The sequence below is a fragment of the Streptosporangium vulgare genome (assembly GCF_042428775.1).
Classification (GTDB): domain Bacteria; phylum Actinomycetota; class Actinomycetes; order Streptosporangiales; family Streptosporangiaceae; genus Streptosporangium; species Streptosporangium vulgare.
Map to the genome: position 1 here is coordinate 159,110 of NZ_JBHMBS010000005.1, position 19,001 is coordinate 178,110.

At 71.5% G+C, this 19,001-nt stretch carries 20 protein-coding genes; 14 read left to right on the forward strand and 6 right to left on the reverse strand.

Features of this window, described 5'->3' with window-relative positions:
- Positions 1–60: 60 nt before the first annotated feature.
- Entirely contained in the window at positions 61–483 is a 423-nt protein-coding gene (arfB, locus tag ACFFRH_RS12750) for an alternative ribosome rescue aminoacyl-tRNA hydrolase ArfB (RefSeq protein WP_386156367.1), read from the reverse strand.
- A gap of 477 nt (positions 484–960) precedes the next feature.
- On the opposite strand from arfB, the gene ACFFRH_RS12755 reads away from it, so the two are divergent.
- From ACFFRH_RS12755 to ACFFRH_RS12790, 8 genes are all read left to right on the forward strand, one after another.
- A complete protein-coding gene (locus ACFFRH_RS12755; protein ID WP_386156369.1) occupies positions 961–1,932 on the forward strand; it encodes a transporter substrate-binding domain-containing protein in 972 nt (323 codons plus the stop codon).
- Positions 1,933–1,941: 9 nt separating this feature from the next.
- Positions 1,942–2,814: an amino acid ABC transporter permease gene (locus tag ACFFRH_RS12760; RefSeq protein WP_344745214.1), complete on the forward strand. Its 873-nt coding sequence runs from the start codon at positions 1,942–1,944 to the stop codon at positions 2,812–2,814.
- A complete protein-coding gene (locus ACFFRH_RS12765; protein WP_344745213.1) occupies positions 2,811–3,602 on the forward strand; it encodes an amino acid ABC transporter ATP-binding protein in 792 nt (263 codons plus the stop codon). Before ACFFRH_RS12760 ends, ACFFRH_RS12765 begins: the two co-directional genes overlap by 4 nt.
- A 98-nt stretch (positions 3,603–3,700) precedes the next feature.
- Positions 3,701–4,909 (forward strand): acyl-CoA dehydrogenase family protein, encoded by a 1,209-nt coding sequence (locus ACFFRH_RS12770; protein WP_344745212.1) that lies wholly within the window; start codon positions 3,701–3,703, stop codon positions 4,907–4,909.
- Between the two features lie 23 nt (positions 4,910–4,932).
- The gene (locus tag ACFFRH_RS12775) at positions 4,933–5,205 is read left to right on the forward strand and encodes a TIGR04076 family protein (RefSeq protein ID WP_344745211.1); all 273 of its coding nucleotides are present in this window, start codon (positions 4,933–4,935) and stop codon (positions 5,203–5,205) included.
- Complete coding sequence (locus ACFFRH_RS12780) at positions 5,202–5,489, forward strand: TIGR04076 family protein (RefSeq protein WP_344745210.1); 288 nt, start codon at positions 5,202–5,204, stop codon at positions 5,487–5,489. Before ACFFRH_RS12775 ends, ACFFRH_RS12780 begins: the two co-directional genes overlap by 4 nt.
- Positions 5,476–6,498, forward strand: coding sequence for an LLM class flavin-dependent oxidoreductase (locus tag ACFFRH_RS12785; RefSeq protein ID WP_344745209.1), 1,023 nt, complete (start codon positions 5,476–5,478; stop codon positions 6,496–6,498). Before ACFFRH_RS12780 ends, ACFFRH_RS12785 begins: the two co-directional genes overlap by 14 nt.
- Complete coding sequence (locus ACFFRH_RS12790; protein ID WP_344745208.1) at positions 6,495–7,268, forward strand: SDR family NAD(P)-dependent oxidoreductase; 774 nt, start codon at positions 6,495–6,497, stop codon at positions 7,266–7,268. The genes ACFFRH_RS12785 and ACFFRH_RS12790 overlap by 4 nt, the downstream gene beginning before the upstream one ends.
- Positions 7,269–7,274: 6 nt before the next feature.
- Here the strand turns inward: ACFFRH_RS12790 and ACFFRH_RS12795 are convergent, their stop codons facing one another.
- Positions 7,275–7,763, reverse strand: coding sequence for a hypothetical protein (locus ACFFRH_RS12795; protein WP_344745207.1), 489 nt, complete (start codon positions 7,761–7,763; stop codon positions 7,275–7,277).
- Positions 7,764–7,857: 94 nt separating this feature from the next.
- Here ACFFRH_RS12795 and ACFFRH_RS12800 point away from each other — a divergent pair, with 94 nt between their 5' ends.
- Positions 7,858–8,367 carry a flavin reductase family protein gene (locus ACFFRH_RS12800; RefSeq protein ID WP_344745206.1) on the forward strand — a complete coding sequence of 170 codons (510 nt, stop codon included), beginning with the start codon at positions 7,858–7,860 and terminating at the stop codon, positions 8,365–8,367.
- 24 nt (positions 8,368–8,391) lie between these two features.
- On the opposite strand, the gene ACFFRH_RS12805 is transcribed toward ACFFRH_RS12800, so the two are convergent.
- Positions 8,392–9,216: a PaaX family transcriptional regulator gene (locus ACFFRH_RS12805; protein ID WP_344745205.1), complete on the reverse strand. Its 825-nt coding sequence runs from the start codon at positions 9,214–9,216 to the stop codon at positions 8,392–8,394.
- Between the two features lie 225 nt (positions 9,217–9,441).
- On the opposite strand from ACFFRH_RS12805, the gene ACFFRH_RS12810 reads away from it, so the two are divergent.
- The 3 genes from ACFFRH_RS12810 to ACFFRH_RS12820 all read left to right on the forward strand — a co-directional run bounded on the left by ACFFRH_RS12810 (position 9,442) and on the right by ACFFRH_RS12820 (position 12,837).
- On the forward strand, positions 9,442–10,275 hold the full coding sequence (locus tag ACFFRH_RS12810; RefSeq protein WP_386156376.1) for a hypothetical protein: 834 nt from the start codon (positions 9,442–9,444) through the stop codon (positions 10,273–10,275).
- A gap of 431 nt (positions 10,276–10,706) precedes the next feature.
- The gene (locus ACFFRH_RS12815; RefSeq protein WP_386156378.1) at positions 10,707–12,254 is read left to right on the forward strand and encodes an alkaline phosphatase D family protein; all 1,548 of its coding nucleotides are present in this window, start codon (positions 10,707–10,709) and stop codon (positions 12,252–12,254) included.
- A 43-nt stretch (positions 12,255–12,297) separates the two neighbouring features.
- Positions 12,298–12,837 (forward strand): hypothetical protein, encoded by a 540-nt coding sequence (locus ACFFRH_RS12820; RefSeq protein WP_386156380.1) that lies wholly within the window; start codon positions 12,298–12,300, stop codon positions 12,835–12,837.
- A 97-nt stretch (positions 12,838–12,934) separates the two neighbouring features.
- Here the strand turns inward: ACFFRH_RS12820 and ACFFRH_RS12825 are convergent, their stop codons facing one another.
- Complete coding sequence (locus ACFFRH_RS12825; protein ID WP_386156382.1) at positions 12,935–14,149, reverse strand: ROK family transcriptional regulator; 1,215 nt, start codon at positions 14,147–14,149, stop codon at positions 12,935–12,937.
- Positions 14,150–14,296: 147 nt separating this feature from the next.
- Positions 14,297–15,364, reverse strand: coding sequence for an amidohydrolase family protein (locus ACFFRH_RS12830; protein WP_386156384.1), 1,068 nt, complete (start codon positions 15,362–15,364; stop codon positions 14,297–14,299).
- Between the two features lie 93 nt (positions 15,365–15,457).
- On the opposite strand from ACFFRH_RS12830, the gene ACFFRH_RS12835 reads away from it, so the two are divergent.
- The gene (locus tag ACFFRH_RS12835; RefSeq protein ID WP_386156386.1) at positions 15,458–16,204 is read left to right on the forward strand and encodes a TetR/AcrR family transcriptional regulator; all 747 of its coding nucleotides are present in this window, start codon (positions 15,458–15,460) and stop codon (positions 16,202–16,204) included.
- Positions 16,205–16,233: 29 nt separating this feature from the next.
- Here ACFFRH_RS12835 and ACFFRH_RS12840 read toward each other — a convergent pair whose 3' ends face one another.
- Entirely contained in the window at positions 16,234–17,667 is a 1,434-nt protein-coding gene (locus ACFFRH_RS12840) for an FG-GAP repeat protein (protein ID WP_386156388.1), read from the reverse strand.
- 95 nt (positions 17,668–17,762) lie between these two features.
- On the opposite strand from ACFFRH_RS12840, the gene ACFFRH_RS12845 reads away from it, so the two are divergent.
- Positions 17,763–18,992: a cytochrome P450 gene (locus ACFFRH_RS12845; protein WP_386156390.1), complete on the forward strand. Its 1,230-nt coding sequence runs from the start codon at positions 17,763–17,765 to the stop codon at positions 18,990–18,992.
- The last annotated feature ends 9 nt before the right edge of the window (positions 18,993–19,001 follow it).

The window sequence follows — 19,001 nt, forward strand, 5'->3', positions numbered from 1 at the left end:
GCCCGGGAACCGGGATTTCCGTACGGCACGGGCGCCCCGGGGGGAGGCGGGAACGACGCTCTAGTGGTGGTCCCTGCGCAGGCGCTTGAGGTCGGAGCGCTGCTTCTTGGCGGCGATCCGCCGCTCGACCGCGCCCCTGCTCGGCTTGGTGGGGCGGCGCTTCTTGGGCGGCGGGGCGACCGCCTCGCGCAGGAGCTGGGCGAGGCGCATCTCGGCGGCCTCGCGGTTGCGCAGCTGGGAGCGGAACTCCGAGGCGGCGATGGTGATCACACCGTTCACCAGGCGGGGGCCGAGGCGTTCGAGGGCGCGGGCCTTGAAGACGGGGCCCAGTGCCTCGGTGGCGGCCAGGTCGAAGCTGAGCTCGACCCGGCTGTCGGTGGTGTTGACCCCCTGGCCGCCGGGGCCGGAGGAACGGGAGAACCGCCAGCCGAGCTCGGCCTCGGGGACCGAGACCGAGCCGCTGATCTGGAGCGGACCGGGCATGGCGGTGACTTCCTTCTCGTGGTGGGACGGGTTCTCAGGGTACCGAGGAGTGACAAGCATGGATCAACTGCTTTTATGCCCTGTTTCTCGATGTTCGATGAGCCGTGAAGCGGTGGACGGCCCCTGCGGCCGGTGATCTTCCGTTTCTCCGTCCTGGCCCGGCTCGGCCTGCCGCGTAGCAAAACGGAGAGCCTCAGCCGGGTGGGGGCGGCGCCGGCGGTGTGGACGTCGACGACCGTGGCCTGGGGATTCTCGCTCGACATCGCCCCCATCGCCCTCACACCCGCCTGTTCGGAATGTGAGGGCGCCGTGGCGCGGGGCGGCGTTTCGTCCGCCGGAAACGTCCCCCGGCCAAATGCTTGTCAGTGCAGCTGACTCCTATGTAATGTCTCAGCTCTCGGTGCCCGAAAGGTTACCTTTAGGAAGGAGTGAGCCGTGCCGGTCGCTAAAACAGTGCAAAACGCGAAACGTGGTTCGGTGCGCGCCCTGGTGGCGTGTTCCGCCACCGTCGCGCTGGCAATAGGCGTCGGGGGTTGCGGGAGCGACTCGTCCGAAGGTGAACCGGCACAGGCCTCGGCGTCGTCCGCGGCCTCGGCGTTCGACCAGGCGCTGCACGATCAGTTGCCCGACCGGATCAAGCAGAACAAGCAGATCGTGTTCGGGGCGCTGTGGGAGACGCCGCCGATCATCGGGATCGAGTCCGGTGACACCTCCAAGCCGGTCGGGATCACCCCCGACCTCGCGGTCGCGCTCGGCGAGATCCTGGGTGTGACGCCGGCGTGGAAGAACCTGCAGTGGCCGGCGCAGCTGCCCGGGCTGCAGAGCGGCAACGTCGACGCGCTGTTCGGCCAGGTGAGCGATGGCAAGGAACGCGAGCAGGTGATCGACCTCGTCGGCTTCTACCGCTCGCCGATGTCCGTGCTCGTCAAGAAGGGCAACCCGCGCGGGATCAAGAGCCTCTCGGACGCCTGCGGCCTGAAGGTCGGCGTACCGAGCGGCAGCCAGCAGGAGGCCGTGGTCAAGGGCAACAGCGAGAAGTTCTGCGCCGGGCAGGGCAAGCCCGCGATCACGCCGGTCGGCTACCCGGGCGCGCAGGGCGCGATCGTCGCGATCAAGAGCGGCACCGTGGACGCCTGGATGGACTTGACGGTCTCCGTCCGGGCCATCGCCAAGGAGTCGGGCGCCGCCTTCGAGAACGTGCCGCTGCCGGACGACCAGATCGACCCGTACATGGAGCGCAACGTGGCGATCGCGATCTCCAAGGAGCAGCCCGGGTTGTCGAACGCGCTGGCCGGAGCGCTCGGTGAGCTCGCGCGTTCAGGGGCGTACCAGAAGGTGATGGACAAGTGGGACTCCGGTGACGCCGCACTGCCGGCCGAGGACATCAAGGTGAACAGTTACACCGGCCTGCCCGCGGGGCAGGGTGCCTCGGCCACCCCCGCCCCCTGAGCGGTCGTGATGACAGAGCAGGCATCCCGGGCTCCCGGCCTCGCGGACGGCGTGTCGCCGCTCGCTCGCCAGGACGCCGTGCCGGTGCGGCACTACGGGCGCGGCGTGGTCGCCGTGCTGGTGGTGGCGGTCGTCGCGCTGACGGCCTACGCCTTCGCCGCGAATCCCAAGATCGAGTGGCCGGTCGTCGGCGAGTACCTCTTCCACCCCGACATCATGTCCGGCCTGATGCGCACGCTGCTGATGACCGCGATGGGCATGACGTTCTCCGTGATCGGCGCGGTGGTGGTCGCGCTGATGCGGATGTCGCCGAGCAGGATCATCAGCGCGACCGCGGCGGCGTACATCTTCGTCTTCCGCGGCATCCCGCTGATCCTGCTGCTGATCTTCGTCGGCAACCTCGGGTTGTTCGTGGACCGGATCACCATCGGTGTCCCGTTCACCGACCTGCAGGTGTTCAGCCGGCCGGTGCAGGAGGTGCTGACGCCGTTCGCGGCCTCGGTCATCGGGCTGACGCTCGCGGGTTCCGGCTACATGGCCGAGATCGTACGCGGCGGCCTGCTCGCGATCGGCCGAGGCCAGCGTGAGGCCGCCAAGGCGCTCGGGCTCAACTCGCTGAAGACCACTCGCTTCATCGTCCTGCCGCAGGCGCTGCGGGTGATCGTGCCCCCGATGGGCAACGAGCTGATCAGCATGCTCAAGGCGACCGCGATCGTGTCGGTGATCGGTGGCGGAGACCTGCTCACCGTCGCGCAGGCCATCTCCGGCTCCAACTACCGCACGATCGAGATGCTGCTGGTCGCGACCGTCTGGTACTTCGCCGTGATCGCCCTGCTCACGGCCGGCCAGTACGTCCTCGAACGAAGGATCGCGGAACGATGATCGCTGAGCCGGAACCGCGCGACGCACAGCCGATGGTCTCGATCGAGAACGTCAGCAAGTCGTACGGGCACCGCCAGGTCCTGTTCGACATCGACCTCACCGTCGCCGCGGGCGAGACGGTGTGCCTGATCGGGCCGTCTGGATGCGGCAAGAGCACCCTGCTGCGCTGCGTCAACAACCTGGAGGACATCGACCGCGGCCTGGTGCTGGTGGACGGCTCGCTCGTCGGCTATCGCGTGCACCGTGGCAGGCTGCGCGAGCTGCGGGAGAACGCGGCCTGTCACCAGCGCACGCAGGTCGGCATGGTGTTCCAGCACTTCAACCTGTTCCCGCACCTCACGGCGCTGGAGAACATCGCCTTCGCGCCCGTGCGGGTGCGCGGCGAGGACAAGGCCGCCGCTCGCGCGCACGCGCTGGAGTTGCTGGAGGCCGTCGGGCTGGCCGACAAGGCCGACGACCACCCCTCGCGTCTTTCCGGCGGCCAGCAGCAGCGCGTGGCCATCGCACGGGCGCTGGCGATGCGCCCGAAGGTGATGCTGTTCGACGAGCCGACCAGCGCGCTCGATCCGGAACTGGTCGGCGAGGTGCTCAACGTGATGCGCGATCTCGCGACGCGCGGGATGACGATGGTCGTCGTGACGCACGAGATGGGCTTCGCCCGCGAGGTCGCGAGCCGCGTGGTGTTCATGGACGGCGGCCGGATCGTGGAGCAGGGCCCGCCGCACGAGGTGCTGCACAACCCCCGGCACGAACGCAGCCGCGCGTTCCTGTCGGCCGTGCTGCGATGACTTCCCTCCCACGGCCGAAGCCGGGGGATCGCGACCCTCACGGGTTGGGTTTCCTGCCCACGCCCGAAGGCGAGGGTCTCCATGCTGAAAGGATTCAGATGACCACCATCGACGAACTGCCCGCGGGGAGTGTGCCGCGTGCGCCGGTGGCCGCGCAGGCGGTGCCGGCCAACGCGGACGCGGTGCTGGACCTCGTCGCCGAGGAGGCCGCCGACGGCGACGCCAGGGGGCGGATCAGCGAGCGGGCGGCGCTGGCGCTGCGCCGGGCGGGCCTGTTCGAGATGGGCTTCCCCGCGCGTCTCGGCGGAATGGAGATGCCACTCGCCGACCAGGTGGCCGTCGTCGCCAAGGTCGCCAGGGTGGACGCGGGCACGGCCTGGAACGTCGCGGTGCTCAACGCCACCGGTTTCTACGCCGGGCGGCTCGGCGACGAGGCCTACCACGAGCTGTACCCGACCCGCGACATGCCCACCAGCGGCGCGTTCCATCCCAAGGGCCGGGCGCAGGTGACCGAGGGCGGCTACCTGGTCACCGGGCGTTGGGACTGGGGCAGCGGCAGCTATGTCGCCGAGCACATCATCGGCGGCTGCCTGGTCTTCGACGGCGACGAGCCGGTGATCGGGCCGAACGGCAAGCAGCTCACCCTCGGCCTGTGGCTGCCGCGCGAGGCGGTGGTGCACGCCCACAACTGGCACACGCTCGGTGTGCGCGGCTCGGGGAGCTCGTCCTACTCGATCACCGAGCCGGTGTTCGTCCCCGAGCGGCACTCCTTCGACAGGGAGGCGCCTGCCAATCCCGGCGCCGACCCGCTCAACAAGCACGTCACGCTCGCGTTCTTCGGCCTGACCGGCGTCTGCGTCGGCGTGGCGCAGCACGCGCTGGACCTGGCGCTGACGGCCGTACGCCGCCGGATCGGGCCCGCCGCCGTGGCCGACGCCACGACCAGGCGCGTGCTCGGCCAGGCGTGCGCCGAGGTGGACATGCTGCTCGCCGGGATCACCGACATCGCCAAGCGGACCGACGAGATCATCTTCACCCCTGGCAGGGTGCTCACGCCGACGCAGGAGCACCGGCTGATCGCGACCAACACCATGGCGGCCGAGACGCTGCGCCGCGTGCTCGATCTGTGCCTGGAGCTGTACGGATCGCACTATCTCTTCGACGACGATCCCATGCAGCGCGTGCTGCGGGACGCCTGGAGCGCGCTCGCGCACGTCGGAGCCAAGCGCGTGCACTGGGGCTCCCTGGCGGAGAAGGTGCTGCACGACCCGGCCGGCGGGCCGACCCTGTTCGGCGCCGCGCCGTGACCGCGCCGCCGAGGGTGCGCGTCGTGGTCGAGCGGGCGGACTCCCCGCGGTGCGGCCTGGCCGTCGGTGATCACTTCGAGGTCGAGGGCACCGCGCTCACCCTGCCCCAGGGCAGGCCCTTCTGCCTGCAGGCCATGGCCGCGGTCTTCCCGATTCTGGAGTCCCGGCTGTCCGACCTGCCCGCCGACCACTGGCTGGAGCGCAAGCCCTTCATCTGCTGCCCCGACCCGGCCGACGCCGTCATCATGCGGCTGGACCGGGTGGACCGGGTGGACCGGCTGGAGGAGGCACCGTGAGCACGGGCCGCGGGGTGCGCTGCACCGTCGAGTCAATGAACTACTCGGCGTGCGAGCTGCGCGTCGGCGACTACTTCGAGGTCGGCCCCGAGGGGGTGTCGCTGCCGCCGGGCGGCCACTTCTGCTTCTACGCCGTCGCCTCGGCCACGTCACTGCTCAACGGGCGGCTCGCCGCGCCGGACGGCGACGCCTGGCTGGCCGGGCGCCCGCTCGCCGCGTGCCCCGACCCGCCGGAGAACCTGATCATGCGTCTGGAAGAGGTGGGTGACGATGGCCGGGCATGAGGGGCCGATCTTCAGTGTGCGGGTCGGCGGGGGCGGTATCGCCGAGATCACCGAGCACGCGGTGCGCGCCGAGGTCATGGGCTTCGACCAGGTGTGGACCGGCAACGATCTGTTCGGCGGGCCGGGGATCGCGAGTCTGGCCGCGATGCTCGGGGCGACCAGCCGGATCAAGGTCGGTTCCGCGGTGCTCGACCCGGTGTCGATCCATCCCGTCCAGCTCGCCCAGCTCGCCTCCGGCTATCAGGAGTCGTCGGGCGGCCGGTTCATCCTCGGCCTGGGCGCGGGCTCCGACGTCTTCTTCCGGCGCGCCGGGATCGTGCCGCCGCGACCGGTGCCGCGTACGCGTACGGCGGTCGTGGCGATCCGCGCGCTCACCGAGGGCCGCAGCCCCGCAGGGCTGCCGGGCGCGGGCGAGGGCTGGCACGAGCAGGCCCGCATCGAGTCGCCGCGACCGGTGCCGATCTACGTCGGTGCGATGGGGCCGAAGATGCTGGAGCTGGCCGGGCGGTACGCCGACGGCGCGCTGCCGCTGTGCCTGCCGCCGCGCCAGGTGCTCAACGCGATGGAGCAGATCGGGCGCGGGGCGGCGGCGGGGGGACGCACCCTGGCCGAGCTGGACGTCGCCGCGTGCGTCTGGTGCTCGCTGGACGAGGACCGTGAGCACGCCCGCCGGGTCCTGGCCAGGTTCATCGCCCGCTACAGCGGCTCGCTGTCGGCCGACGCGCTCGCCGCCCACGGCCTGGACCCCGAGGAGTTCGCCCGGACCCAGGCGCTGGTGGACGAGGGGCGCCTGGACGAGGCGACCCGGGCGGTGCTCTCCTCCTCGTCGATGCTCAGCCTGGGCATCGTCGGCGGGGCCCGCGACGTGCTGGAGCAGTGCGAGGCGCTGCTCGCCGCGGGAGCGCGGCACATCTCCTTCGGGCCGCCGCTCGGCCCCGACCCCGCCCACGCGATGCGGATTTTCGGCGAGAGCGTGCTGCCCAGCCTGCGCGCCCGGGTCGCGCCGTGAGCGCGGGGCCACTGACAGGGCCGCTGACGGGACGGGTGGCGCTGGTCGCGGGAGGGACCGGTGCGATCGGGAGGCACGTCGCCACCGGGCTCGCCGCGGCGGGCGCGGCGGTGGCCGTGCACTGCCACCGCTCCGCGGGCACGGCCGCCGAGATCGTCCGGGAGTGCGGCGGTGGCCTGGCCGTGTGCGCGGCACTGCCGGGGCCGCGATCCGCCGACCGGCTCCTCTCCACCGTGGAGGCCGAACTGGGACCGGTGACGATCCTCGTCAACGCCGCGGAACCGGCCGGAGCGGTGGGCGTCGCGGCGGTGGCGGACGTCGAGCCTGGCACGCTGGAGCGTCACCTCGACGGTGTGCGCGCCCACCACGAACTGTGCCGGCGGGCACTGCCCGGCATGCGGGCGGCGGGCTTCGGCCGGATCGTGTTCGTCTCCGGGGCGCTGATGGCCCGACCCATGCCCGGCATGGGCGCGTACGCGGCGGCCAAGGCGGCGGCGTCGGTGCTGACGCGTTACGTCGCCGCCGAGGAGGGGCGGCACGGGATCACGGCCAACGTGGTGGCCCCGGGCCGGGTGGCCGAGCCGGGCGCCGAGGAGCCGGACGATCCCGCGCTGCGGGAGCTCTCGGAGGCGTTGCGGCGGCGGATGGCGCTGCCGCGCTTTCCGGCGCCGCGCGAGGTCGCACGTACCGTCGTGGCGCTGGTGTCACCGGAGTTCGACCAGGTCACCGGACAGACGGTCTGGCTGACCGGCGGTGAGTTCACCGGCTGAGGGGTTTCATCGGTTGAGCGGCGCGGACGGTTCGCGGGTGTAGACGCGCACCTCGCCCGCGGGGTCTCCCGGTGCCGACCAGAGCGCGAAGTCCATCCCCCACTCGCGCAGCCGGGCCTCGCCGTCCGGGCCGGGGTGCCCGCCATCGGTCAGGTCCCAGCCGATCGCGCAGCCGGCGCCCCTGGCCGCGGCCGTGATCGAGGCGAGGTCGGCCACGTCGGCGGGCGCGGGCAGCCACGCGGTGGCGTACTCGTGGCCGTATCTGCGCAGGAAGTCCGCGATGTCGTCCGGGCGCGTGTCAGGATCTCCCGGGCGCGGGTGCAGCAGTGCGAGCCGCCGCGGGGGTGGCTGGCCGTGTGCGGTGAGGATGTCGGCGGCGGCGGTGACGTCGTCGCCGACGCACCCGCTCGACAGCACGATGCCCAGGCGAAGCCCTGCCGGCCGGTAGTACGCCGCGAGCAGCCGCCGCAGCGGGGCGATGTGTGGATCTGGCACATTCCGCAGCCTAGCCACGATGGTAGACAGTGCACAATGCTGACTTGTAATCTATTGGCGCGCCCCCGAGGGGCCACTGCGAAAGGAGGCGCGGATGGGCATGCCGCACCCTGGGCCCGGCTCCGTTCCCGTCGATTCGGCCCTGCTGCGTGAGGTGATGCGCCGCTTCGCCACCGGCGTGGCCATCGTGGCGACGGTGGACCAGGACCGGCCCTATGCCGCGTCGGTCAACTCGCTGACGTCGGTGTCGCTGGAGCCGCCGCTCATCCTCGTCTGCCTCAAGATCGGCTCGAACACCTGCGCGGCCATCGAGCGCAGCGGCCGGTTCAGCGTGTGCGTGCTCGCCGAGCAGCACGAGGAGCACTCCCGGCGCTTCGCCGGATCGCAGCCGGCGATGGACGACCCCGCCTTCGAGCTGGTGGACGGCCTGCCCGTGATCCGTGGCGCGCTCGCGGGCATGCTCTGCGAGGTCGAGTCCACCCAGCGCAAGGGCGACCATGTGATCGTCATCGGCCAGGTCGTACGCACCCACCATGAGCACGACACGCCGCTGCTGTTCTTCAACAGCCGCTACCACCGGCTGGCGTCCGGCGAGCCCGCCTGAGCGGACGCGTCCGGCCCGCCCGCCTCACGTGCGGGTCAGCTCGCGGAAGTGGGCCGCGGCCGGCTCCCTGAGCCGGCCCAGCGCCTCCCAGTAGACGGCGATCGCCTCCTCGCGCGCCCCCGCGTGGGTCGCCCACTCCTCGGGAAGCTCGGGGTCGATGTCGGCGAACGAGCGAAAGGACTGCATCATCTCGGTGCAGGTGACGAACGCCTCGCGCGGCGACATCCGCGGCGGCCGGGTCAGCGGGGCGTATCTGGCGGCGAAGTGGCGATAGCGCTCGGCGACCTGGTCGAGCTGCCACAGGTGGCCGAGCAGCGGCCCCGAGGCGACGTCCCCCGAGGGCGAGGCCCGGAAGATCGTGACGGCGTCGGAGATGCCCAGCTTGTCGACCAGGTCGGTCACCTCGGCCACGTAGTCGCGAGGTGATGCCCACATGCCGTCCTGGAGAAGCCCGAAGCCGTGGAAGCGGAGCTGGCGCACGAAGTTGGACCGCTCGGCCTTGCGGCTGTCGGGCAGCGTGTGCCAGACGAGCGTCCAGGTCGAGGTCGCGCCGGGGCGCTTGCCGAGCGAGGAGATCCGCTCGTCGCCGTCCTCCAGCAGATGCACGCTCCGCTTGGTCAGCGTGTAGTAGACGTGCCGTCCCTTGCGGTGCCGCTCGGCGAGCTCGCGCTGGACGAGACGCGCCAACGCGATGCGGGCCGCCGCGGTGGTGATCCCGAAATAGTCGAGCAGGGTGACCAGGCCGCCCGACCACACCGGCGCCGTGCGGGGCTCCAGGAAGGCCCCGAAAGTCGTCATCAGCAGGCTCTGCGGCTGTACGTCGAAGAGATCATCACCGTCTGTACGCAAGCCTCGATGTTAGCATGCGGTTTCCTCGTTCCCCGGGTGAGGCAGGGGGCGGTGGAGCCGTGCGGATGGGAGGCGCACCGCGCCGCACGGAGCATGAGTCCGTTGGTGGTTTTCACCGGTGCGGTGGCCTTGTGGCACGGTGCTCGCTTCCGCCACAGTTGCCCGGGGGCGTATGTCATCGACACCCGTGAGAACCGGGCATCCGAAAGCAGGAGGCGGGGGCGTATGGACGGCATCGTCGGCGTGCACGGTATCGGCAAGTACCGCTACTACCGCGACGCGGGTAACTCGGTCAGCGGCGCCGCCCTCGCGATGCGCGACAAGTGGGACCGCTACCTGCACAAGGGGCTGACCGGTGGCAAACCGCACGCCAAGGAGCGCTACGTCACCGAGATCGCCTACTACGCCCACCTGCTGGGCGAGAGCAAGAACGACTCCGTGCGCGCCGTGCGGGCCATGGACGTCGGCGCCCAGGAGGTCTTCGTCGCCTGGGCCAAGCAGCTCGACGCGGTGGGGGAGGGGCTGACCGGCGCCCTGCACCGGATGACCGGCTGGCTGCTGGAGCGGCTGGATGTCAACGCCGCCGACTTCGCCGCGTTCTTCTGCCCCGAGGTCGCCGCCTACATGACGGCCGGGGGTGAGACGCGCGCGAAGTGCCGGGCGGCGGTGGCCGAGGTGATCAGGCGCAACCGCCCCAAGGTGGTGATCGCGCACTCGCTGGGCAGCGTGGTGACGTACGAGACGCTCTGGGCCAACCCCGACCTGGAGGTCGACCTGCTGATCACCCTGGGCAGCCCGCTCGGCATGCGCAACGTGATCTTCGAGCGCCTGATGCCCGCCCCGGTCAACGGCTGGGGCGAGCGCCCGCGCAAGGTCAGGCGGTGGGTCAACATCGCCGACAAGGACGACATCGCGGCGATCCCGCCGGGGCTGAGGGCCTGCTTCACCGGGGTCGACCAGGAGGCCATGGTCAACCTCGACTGGGTCGACTTCCACACCGTGGAGAAATACCTGGGCTGCGGCGCCCTCACCCCGCACCTCAAGCCCTACCTGCGCTGAAAGCCCTGCCCGCGCCGACCTCTCCAAGCCCCGACCTCTCCAAGCCCCGCCCGCGCCGCGCCCGCCGCGCCCGCAACACCCGTCTCTCCTCGCCGTTCGGGCCGCCCGCGCGTTCGCCGTTCCGGGCCGCCCACGCGCTCCCGTTCGCCGTCGAGGGGCGTCCCGCCGGTCGCCGTCGAGGGCAGCCCCGCCGGTTCCCGTCCCCGCTCCCGTTCACCGTCGCGGGCCGTCGTCGCTCTCGGTGCCGTGCGGCCACCGGCGGGAGGCCGGTCCTTCGCCACGATGTCGCCTGCGGGTCGGCCGTTGTTCAATCACCGTGGGTAGGTGACTCTGCTGTGCGACGGCTGTTCATCTCGCCTTGATTCGCAGGCCACGGCGGGGAAAGCTGGAACGGGTGCACTGATGGCGTGGAGCAGAAGCCGTCACGCAGAGTGTTCCTTTCCGTCGCCGCCGCGGGTGCGGGCGGCCTGTTGCTGACCGGGGCGGGGCTCGGCCCCTCCCGGATGCCCTCCCGGACCCTCGCCCGCGACCCGTTCACCCTCGGCATCGCCTCCGGCGACCCGTCCGAGGACGGCGTCGTGCTGTGGACCAGGCTCGCCCTCGACCCGCTGGGCACGAACGGCCGGGGTGGCATGCCGGTCAGGGACGTGGACGTCCAATGGCAGCTCGCCACCGACGAGCGGTTCTCCCACGTGGTCCGCGAGGGCACCGAGACCGCGCGCTGGAAGCGGGCGCACAGCGTCCACGCCGAGGTCGACGGCCTGGAGCCCGGCCGGGAGTACTTCTACCGCTTCCGCGCCGAGGGTCACCTGTCGCCGTCCGGCCGTACTCGCACGGCCCCGTCCGCCGTGTCCACCACGTCCCTGTCGTCCCCGCTGACCTTCGCCGTCGCCGCCTGCGCCCACTACGAGCACGGTTTCTACACGGCGTACCGGAGACTGGCCGAGCAGGACCCGGAGCTGGTCGTGCACCTGGGCGACTACATGTACGAGTACGCCCCCCAGGGATACACGGCGCTGGGCGGGAGCGTCCGGCAGCACACCTGGGGCAAGTGCGCCACGCTGGCCGACTACCGGATGCGCCACGCGCAGTACAAGAGCGACCCCGACCTGCAGGCGGCGCACGCGGTCGCGCCGTGGCTGGTGGCCTTCGACGACCACGAGATCGAGAACAACTGGGCGGGGGACGTCTCCAGCTCCGGCGCCCCGGCGTTCGCCCGGCGCAGGGCCAACGCCTTCCAGGCGTACTACGAGAACATGCCGCTGCGCAGGACGAGCGTGCCCGGCGGGGCGGCGATGCGGGTCCACCGCAGGGTCGACTGGGGACCGCTGGCCCGGTTCCACCTGCTCGACACCCGGCAGTTCCGCGACGACCAGGCGTGCGAGGACGGGCTCAGGTCCGGCTGCGACGACCGGCTCGCGACCGGCCGCACCCTGCTCGGCGAGGACCAGCGGCGCTGGCTGCTGGACGGCCTCGCGAGCTCGGGTGCCCGCTGGAACCTGGTGGGCCAGCAGATCCTGATGGCCCAGCGCGACTCCAAGGTCGGGCCGGGAACCGAGGTCAACATGGACTCCTGGGACGGCTACGCCGCCGAGCGCACCCGCCTGCTGACCGGCTTCCGCGACTCGGGCGCTTCCAACCCGGTCGTGCTCACCGGCGACGCGCACATGCACCACGCGGCGGACCTCAAGCTCGACTTCGACGACCCCGACTCGCCCCGCGTGGCGGTGGAACTCGTCACCTCCTCGATCGCCAGCGACGGCGACGGCTACCGCGACGAGGGCCGGATCGCCGAGACGATCGCGGAGAACCCGCACATCTCCTACCTCGACCAGCGACGCGGCTACATCGTCTGCCGGGTCACCCAGGAGGAACTGCACGCGGACTTCCGCACGCTCGACTACATCAGCAGGCGCGGAGCCCCCGCCAAGACCGGCGCCCGCTTCACCGTGCCGTCAGGACAGGCGGCACTGACCTGAAACGTGAGAGGAATTCCAGGAAATTTATTGGATGATGCCGCTTATGAGTCCCCTCGCCACGAGGCTCACCGCCGCGGCTCTCGCCGCGGCGCTGGGCGGCACCCTTCTTTCCCCGACCCCCGCCAACGCCGCCGGAGCCGCCTTACCCGCCTTGTCCGCCGCACCCGCGGTCGCGCCCGCCGCCGCGGTGTCCTCCGACTTCGGGTACGTGATCACCTTCCCCAAGCACGTCCAGCGGGGCGGATCCCTCGTCTACTCCGTCAAGGTCCGCAACAGGAAGGCCCGCGGCCAGCACTACGTGGCGCTCATCGGGGACTTCTCGAAACGCTTCCGCAAGATCCGGGTGGTCTCCAAGCCGCGCAGCGTCAAGTGCTCGGTCAAGGGCCGCGGCCTGTCGTGCTGGATCACCTCCCTCGACAAGGGTGACTCGACCACCGTGCGGATCCGGGCCTGGGCCGGCTCGCGCCGGGGCACCGCCACCGCCGCGTTCGGGGTGATCGTCACGTCCGACGCGGACGCCGACATCCGCAAGCTCCGCAAGGAGATCAAGCGCAAGATCAAGGCCAGCACGCGCATCCGCTGACCCCGGCCCCGACGCCCCCTGTCCCGGATCCCGGGACAGGGGGCGTCGGGGTCCCGGGACCAAGATCGAGGTCGGAACAGGGGCTGGGACCCCGGAATCAGATCCCGGCCCGGTTCCGGGGGCGCGGGGAGAGGCCGTTCGGCCTCGCGGCCGGGTTCGCCTGCAGGAGGTCCTCGATCACGAGGGTGGCGGCGCCCAGCGCCACCGAGTCGACGCCGAGGCGGCCCAGGCCGATGGAGACCGTCTTGTACGGCTGCGCCAGGCAGTTGTCCGCGACGACCTTCCTGATCCTCGTCAGCAGGTGCTCGCCGAGCAGCACACCGGCCCAGCCGCCGATGATGATCCGCTCTGGGTTGAACAGGTTGATCAGGTTGGCCAGCCCGACGCCCAGATAGGTGACGGTCTCGTCGATCACCGGAGAGCCCGCGGCCACCAGGGCGGCCAGCTCGGCCTGCTCGTCGACGGTCTCCGTCCAGACCCCGGCACGTTCCAGGATGCCCCTGGCCCCCACGTACGCCTCCAGGCAGCCCTCCCCGCCGCAGCGGCACCGGTGCCCGCCGACCATGATCTTCGTGTGGCCCCACTCGCCGGCGCTGCTGTTGGCCCCCAGGTAGGTGGCTCCGTCGGTGATGATGCTCGCCCCGACTCCCGAGCCGATCAGCACCACCACGGCGTGCCTGGCCCTGCGCCCGACGCCGAACCACAGCTCGGCCTGCCCCATCGACTTGGCGCCGTTGTCCACGAAGAGCGGCAGGTCGGTACCCGCCCGCAGCAGCCTGCCGAGCGGGACCGCGTCCCACCCGAAGGTCGGGGCGTGGATCAGGGCGTCGGGCCCCGTCTCGACGACCCCCGGAACGCCCACCCCCACGCCGAGCACCCGTTCCCTGGGCACGCCGCTCTCGCCGAGGACCACGTCGATGCCCGCGAGGATGTGGCGGACGACCTGATCGACGTCGTGCCCGGTGGGGCGCAGCGCGTACTCGGCCCTGGCCTGCCGGTTCATGTCCAGGTCGAAGAGCTCGACGCGCACGTGCGTCTCGCCGACGTCGACGCCGACGGCGTAGCCGTGGGTGGTGTTGACCCGCAGCAGCACCCGGGGCCTGCCCCCGTCGGAGTCCGCCAGACCGGCCTCGACGATGATCCCGCTCGCGAGCAGGTCTCCGGTCACGTTGCTCACGGTGGCGGGGCTGAGCCCGATGGTCTCGCTGAGTTCCTGGCGGCTGGCGGGGCCCTCGAAGTAGAGGGCGCGCAGCACGATCGCCCGGTTGCCCCGGCGCAGATCGCGAACGGTCCTCTGCTGTACGTCGAACATGACCATCATCTTAGGTAACGACGTGAATTAAGCGGCGGACATCCGCCTCCCGCCGGTGGTGGAAGCTCATTTCGATCAGGCCGGCCTGATCCTCTCCCCACGCGCCCCGGCTGATCGTCGCGGTCGGCGGCCGGTCGAGGCGGAGCGTCACGCCGGGTCGTGCTCGCCGCGCGCCGTGACGTGCCCGGTCAGCTTCTCCCAGTTGCCGGATCCGATCGCGGCCTTCTCCTCGTGGGTGAAGGGCGCCTGTTCGAGGAACGAGCGGGCGACCCCGCCGGCGGTGTCGAGGAAGGGGAAGCCGCCGGGCCGGGTCCCGAAGGTGTAGGGGTAGTCGGTCGAGTACATCATGCGCTCGGTTCCGACGACCTCCGACGTCCACCTCATGTAGCGCTCGCTGACCGTGCCGCTGCCGCAGACCCAGAAGTTCTGGGTGAAGTAGTCGGCGAGCGGGCGCTCCAGCCTGGCGTTGTGCGCCATGATCCCGGTGTGGTCGAGGTAGAACAGGACGACCTCGCCCCAGTGCCCCGCGATCACCTGCAGTCCGGGGTGCCGGTCGAAAACGCCGGAGAAGATCATCCGCAGATACTGGACGCCCAGGTCGTAGTACCAGCCCAGGCCGGCCGTCGCGAGCCCCATCCCGGTGCTGCGGGCCAGTCCGGCTCCGTCGTCGAAGCCCGAGTAGTAGGCCCTGAGGACCTCGGGGACCGGGGTCTGGGGATGGAAGTGCAGCGGCACCCGCAGGCGTTCGGCCGTGGCGTAGAGGTCGTCGAACTCCGGGGCGTCGGCCAGTCTGTCCCCCGTGCGGCCGTACAGCATCGCGCCGGGGAGGCCGAGCCGGGTCACCGCGCGTTCCAGCTCGGCCGCGGCGGCCTCGGGCGCCGCGGTGGGAATGGCGGCGAAGGCCTGGAAACGGTCGGGTCGCCCGGCGACGATCTCGGCCAGCGTGTCGTTGACCTCGCGGGCCACGCTGACGGCGTCTTCTGCCGCGAGGTTCTGCACGCCCGGTGAGGCGAGGGACAGGACGGCGACGTCGATGCCCTGGTCGTCCATGTCGGCGAGACGCGCCTCCCCGAAGTCCCGCAGCCGCCGGGCGAAGGGCTCGTCGCCGAAGCCGAGCTGCGGGATCCGCGGCACACCCGCCCTGGCCCAGGCGTCGAGCAGCGAGGGCAGGGCGACGTGTTCCTCAAGCGCCACGATTTTGATCTTGTCCGGCATTCCGCGCTCCTTCGTCCTGCTGTTTCCATTGGAATCGACATCACCGTATCACTGGAAATATCAACGGAACCACAAACGCGGTATCGTTGGAAAATGGCATCGAGTTCACACGACGGGGACGGCGTGGCCGCCGTCGAGTCCGACACCGCGGCCCTGGGCCGCGAGCAGCTCCGGCAGCGGATCGTCGAGGCCGCCGCCGGCCTGCTGGCGCACGAGGGGCGCGACGCGGTCACCACGCGCGCGGTCGCGGTCGCGGCGGGAGTGCAACCACCGGCCATCTACCGCCTCTTCGGCGACAAGGACGGGCTCCTCGACGCGGTGGCCGAGCACGGCTTCGCCAGGTTTCTCGAGACCAAGCACGTCGACCCCGGTCCGCGGCACCCCGTCGAGGACCTGAGGGCCGGCTGGGACCTGGCGGTCGAGTTCGGCCTGGCCAATCCCGCGCTGTACACACTGATGTACAGCGAGCCCGCGAAGGAGACGTCGGCCGCCTTCAAGGCGGGCATGGAGATCCTGATGGGCCGCATCCGGCGCCTCGCCGTCGGCGGCTGGCTCCGCGTCGACGAGGAACTCGCGGTCACGCTCATCCACGCCACGGCGCGCGGCGCCGTGCTCACCTGGCTGACCCTGCCCGAGGAGCGGCGCGATCCCGCCCTGCTGACCACCCTCCGGGAATCCATGATTGCCGCCGTGACCAGCCAGGAGCCCGCCGTACGCGACTCGGGACCGGCCGGCGCGGCCCGCGCCCTGCGCGCCGCGCTACCCGAGCAGACGGTCCTCAGCGGCGCGGAACAGCGGCTGCTGACCGAGTGGCTGGACCGCCTCGCCGCCGGCGACTGAGACGCCGGATCCGGGGGACCTCGGAGCCCCTACGGCCGGGAGGACGGGCCCGCGAAGGCGTAGCCGAACAGGGTGTCCTTGGGAGCGCCGGCCAGGGACCTCGCCGACGACGGGCGGATGCCCGGGTAGGAGCCCTTCCGCACGGTCCCGCGCAGCAGGGTGAGCCTGCCGTCGCCCGGGGCGGCGACGACCAGGCCGCGGCCCGCGACCGTGGCCAGGGCCCCGCCGAAGTCGCCGCCCTCGCCGGTGACCAGCAGGTTGTGGTTCTTGGTGAGGCCGCCGGAGCGGGTTCCCGCGAGCACCTGGACGGCGTTCTCGCCCGGCACCCCGATCGCGAGCTCGTCGTCGCCGTCGCCGTTGAGGTCCCCGGCGGCGAGGGCGGCGCCGAAGCGGTCGAAGTAGCGCGGTTCCCCCTTCAGGGAGCGCTGCGACCAGGTCTCGGACCGCGCCGTGCGCAGCCCGGAGCGCGAGCCGTAGACGACGTGCACGACGCCGTCGCCGTAGTCCATCGCCCGCTGGTTGTCGCTGAGCCCCTCGCCCGGCACGCCGATCGCCAGGTCGTCGCGGCCGTCGGCGTCGAAGTCGCCGGTGGCCAGGGCGGTGCCGAAGAAGTCCCAGACTTCGGCGAGGCCGCTGATCCCGGGGCTGTCCTGGGTGAGCGCGGTCGCCCCGCGGCCCCGGACGTCGAGGACGGTGACCGAGCCCTGGCCGTTCTTCAGCAGCGTGTCCGCGGGCGCGCCCACGGCGATCTCGGCCCGGCCGTTCCCGTCGAAGTCCCCGGTGGCGAGCACCGCGCCGAACTGGTCGGTCTCGCGCTCGCGCTGCCCCACCCAGCCGGTCTCCTGCGTGATCATGTACGGCTCGCGCCCCTTGAGCCCGTACACCCCGACCGCGCCGCCGCCCAGCCCGGGAGCGCCGATCACCAGCTCGTCGTCGCCGTCGCCGTCCAGGTCCCCCGCCGCGAGCGCGGCACCGAACCGGCCGGGCTCGCGCTCGCGTCCCAGGTCCCCGGCGTCGATCAGCCTGCCGGGCCGCAGGCCGCGGGGCGAGCCGTGGAACAGCTGCACGGCGCCGTCGCCGTCCTCTCCCGGCCGGGAGCGGTCCTCCTCGGAGACGCCCACGGCCAGGTCGGCGCAGCGGTCGCCGTCGAAGTCGCCGGCCGCCAGCGCCGAGCCGAACGAGTCCCCGGTCTCGGCCTCGCCGGGCACCCCGGGCCCGTCCTGGGTCAGCTTCGCCTCGGTACGCATGCCGTACAGCACGGTGACAGACCCCGCGCGGGCGTGGCCGCCGGTGCGGGTGTAGGGCGCGGCGACCGCGAGATCGGCCCGCCCGTCACCGTCGAAGTCGGAGGGGACGCCGGAGCAGGCGTCAGCCGACACCGTGGCGTGGGCGGCGGCAGAACAGAGGGAGGCGGGGACCAGCAGGGAGGCGAGGACTGCGGAGGCGAGGAGCGCGGCTCTCATACCTGTGATGGTTTCCGGTGATTCGGACACGCGGCCCACCGGGACATGAAATCCATGTGGCCGGTACGCGTAAAGAACATGCCAGGATTGACGGCATGGAAATCGACCTGGCCGACCTGGGGTTCTGGCGGCGGCCGCTCAAGGAGCGGCATGAGGCGTTCGCGCGGCTTCGGGATCTCGACAAGCCGGTGTTCTTCGAGGAGAAGCGGGTCCCGCTGCTCCGCTCGGGCAAGGGTTTCTACGCGCTGGTCCGGCACGCCGACGTGGTGGAGGCGAGCCGCAACGCCAAGGTGTTCTCCAGCGAGCCCGGCGTGACCAGCCCCGAGCCGCCCGGCTGGGTCAAGCACGTGTTCGGCGAGTCCATGGTCAACATGGACGACCCCCGGCACGCCCGGCTCCGCCGCATCGTCTCCCGGGCGTTCAGCCCGAAGATGCTGGCCGGCCTGCAAGGCGACATCGACGCCGCGTGCGCGCGCATCGTCGACGACGTGACGGCCGCCGGACCCGGTGACTTCGTCGGCCAGGTGGCCGCCAAGCTGCCCATCCACGTCATCTGCGACATGATGGGCGTCCCCGACGACGTGCGGGCCAAGGTCCACCAGCACGTCGACATCTCCACCGCCTACTCCGGCGTACGGCCCAGCCTGGCGCACACCGTCAGGATGGCCGCCCAGAACACGCTCGCGCTGCTCGCCCTGCAGCGCCTGGTGATCAACCTGGGCAAGGAGCGCGCCCAGGCGCCGCGAGGCGACCTCGTCTCGGCGCTCGTCACCGCCAACGTCGACGGCGAGAGGCTGACCGACCGCGAGCTGGGGTCGTTCTTCACGCTGCTGCTCGTGGCGGGCAACGAGACGGCCCGCAACACCATGGCGCACGGCATCAAGCTGCTGACCGACAACCCCGAGCAGCGGCGCCTGCTCGCCGAGGACTTCGACGCGCACATCGGCGGCGCGATCGAGGAGATGGTCCGCTACGTCTCGCCCATCATGCAGTTCCGCCGGACCGTCACCGAGGACTACGACCTGCGCGGCCTGCGCCTGAAGGCGGGCGACAAGGTCGTGCTCTTCTACGGCTCGGCCAACCGCGACGAGACGGTCTTCCCCGACGCCGACCGGTTCGACATCACCCGCGACACCAAGCCCCACGTGGGCTTCGGCGGTCCCGGACCGCACTTCTGCCTGGGCGCCAACCTCGCCAGGCAGGAGATCAAGGCGATGTTCCGCGCGCTGTTCACCCGGCTGCCGGAGATCCGCTCGGTCGGCGAGCCGGAGCTGCTGGTGTCCAACTTCGACAACAGCGTCCGCAGCCAGGCGTTCACCTTCTGACGTTACCGA

Excerpts from the sequence above, each read along its gene's own strand:
- ACFFRH_RS12845 (WP_386156390.1), top strand. The coding sequence starts at position 17,763 with ATGGAAATCGACCTGGCCGACCTGGGGTTCTGGCGGCGGCCGCTCAAG.
- ACFFRH_RS12800 (WP_344745206.1), top strand. The coding sequence starts at position 7,858 with ATGGGCATGCCGCACCCTGGGCCCGGCTCCGTTCCCGTCGATTCGGCC.
- ACFFRH_RS12820 (WP_386156380.1), top strand. The coding sequence starts at position 12,298 with ATGAGTCCCCTCGCCACGAGGCTCACCGCCGCGGCTCTCGCCGCGGCG.
- ACFFRH_RS12825 (WP_386156382.1), bottom strand. The coding sequence starts at position 14,149 with ATGTTCGACGTACAGCAGAGGACCGTTCGCGATCTGCGCCGGGGCAAC.
- ACFFRH_RS12765 (WP_344745213.1), top strand. The coding sequence starts at position 2,811 with ATGATCGCTGAGCCGGAACCGCGCGACGCACAGCCGATGGTCTCGATC.
- arfB (WP_386156367.1), bottom strand. The coding sequence starts at position 483 with ATGCCCGGTCCGCTCCAGATCAGCGGCTCGGTCTCGGTCCCCGAGGCC.
- ACFFRH_RS12760 (WP_344745214.1), top strand. The coding sequence starts at position 1,942 with ATGACAGAGCAGGCATCCCGGGCTCCCGGCCTCGCGGACGGCGTGTCG.
- ACFFRH_RS12770 (WP_344745212.1), top strand. The coding sequence starts at position 3,701 with ATGACCACCATCGACGAACTGCCCGCGGGGAGTGTGCCGCGTGCGCCG.
- ACFFRH_RS12835 (WP_386156386.1), top strand. The coding sequence starts at position 15,458 with ATGGCATCGAGTTCACACGACGGGGACGGCGTGGCCGCCGTCGAGTCC.
- ACFFRH_RS12840 (WP_386156388.1), bottom strand. The coding sequence starts at position 17,667 with ATGAGAGCCGCGCTCCTCGCCTCCGCAGTCCTCGCCTCCCTGCTGGTC.
- ACFFRH_RS12810 (WP_386156376.1), top strand. The coding sequence starts at position 9,442 with ATGGACGGCATCGTCGGCGTGCACGGTATCGGCAAGTACCGCTACTAC.
- ACFFRH_RS12830 (WP_386156384.1), bottom strand. The coding sequence starts at position 15,364 with ATGCCGGACAAGATCAAAATCGTGGCGCTTGAGGAACACGTCGCCCTG.
- ACFFRH_RS12785 (WP_344745209.1), top strand. The coding sequence starts at position 5,476 with ATGGCCGGGCATGAGGGGCCGATCTTCAGTGTGCGGGTCGGCGGGGGC.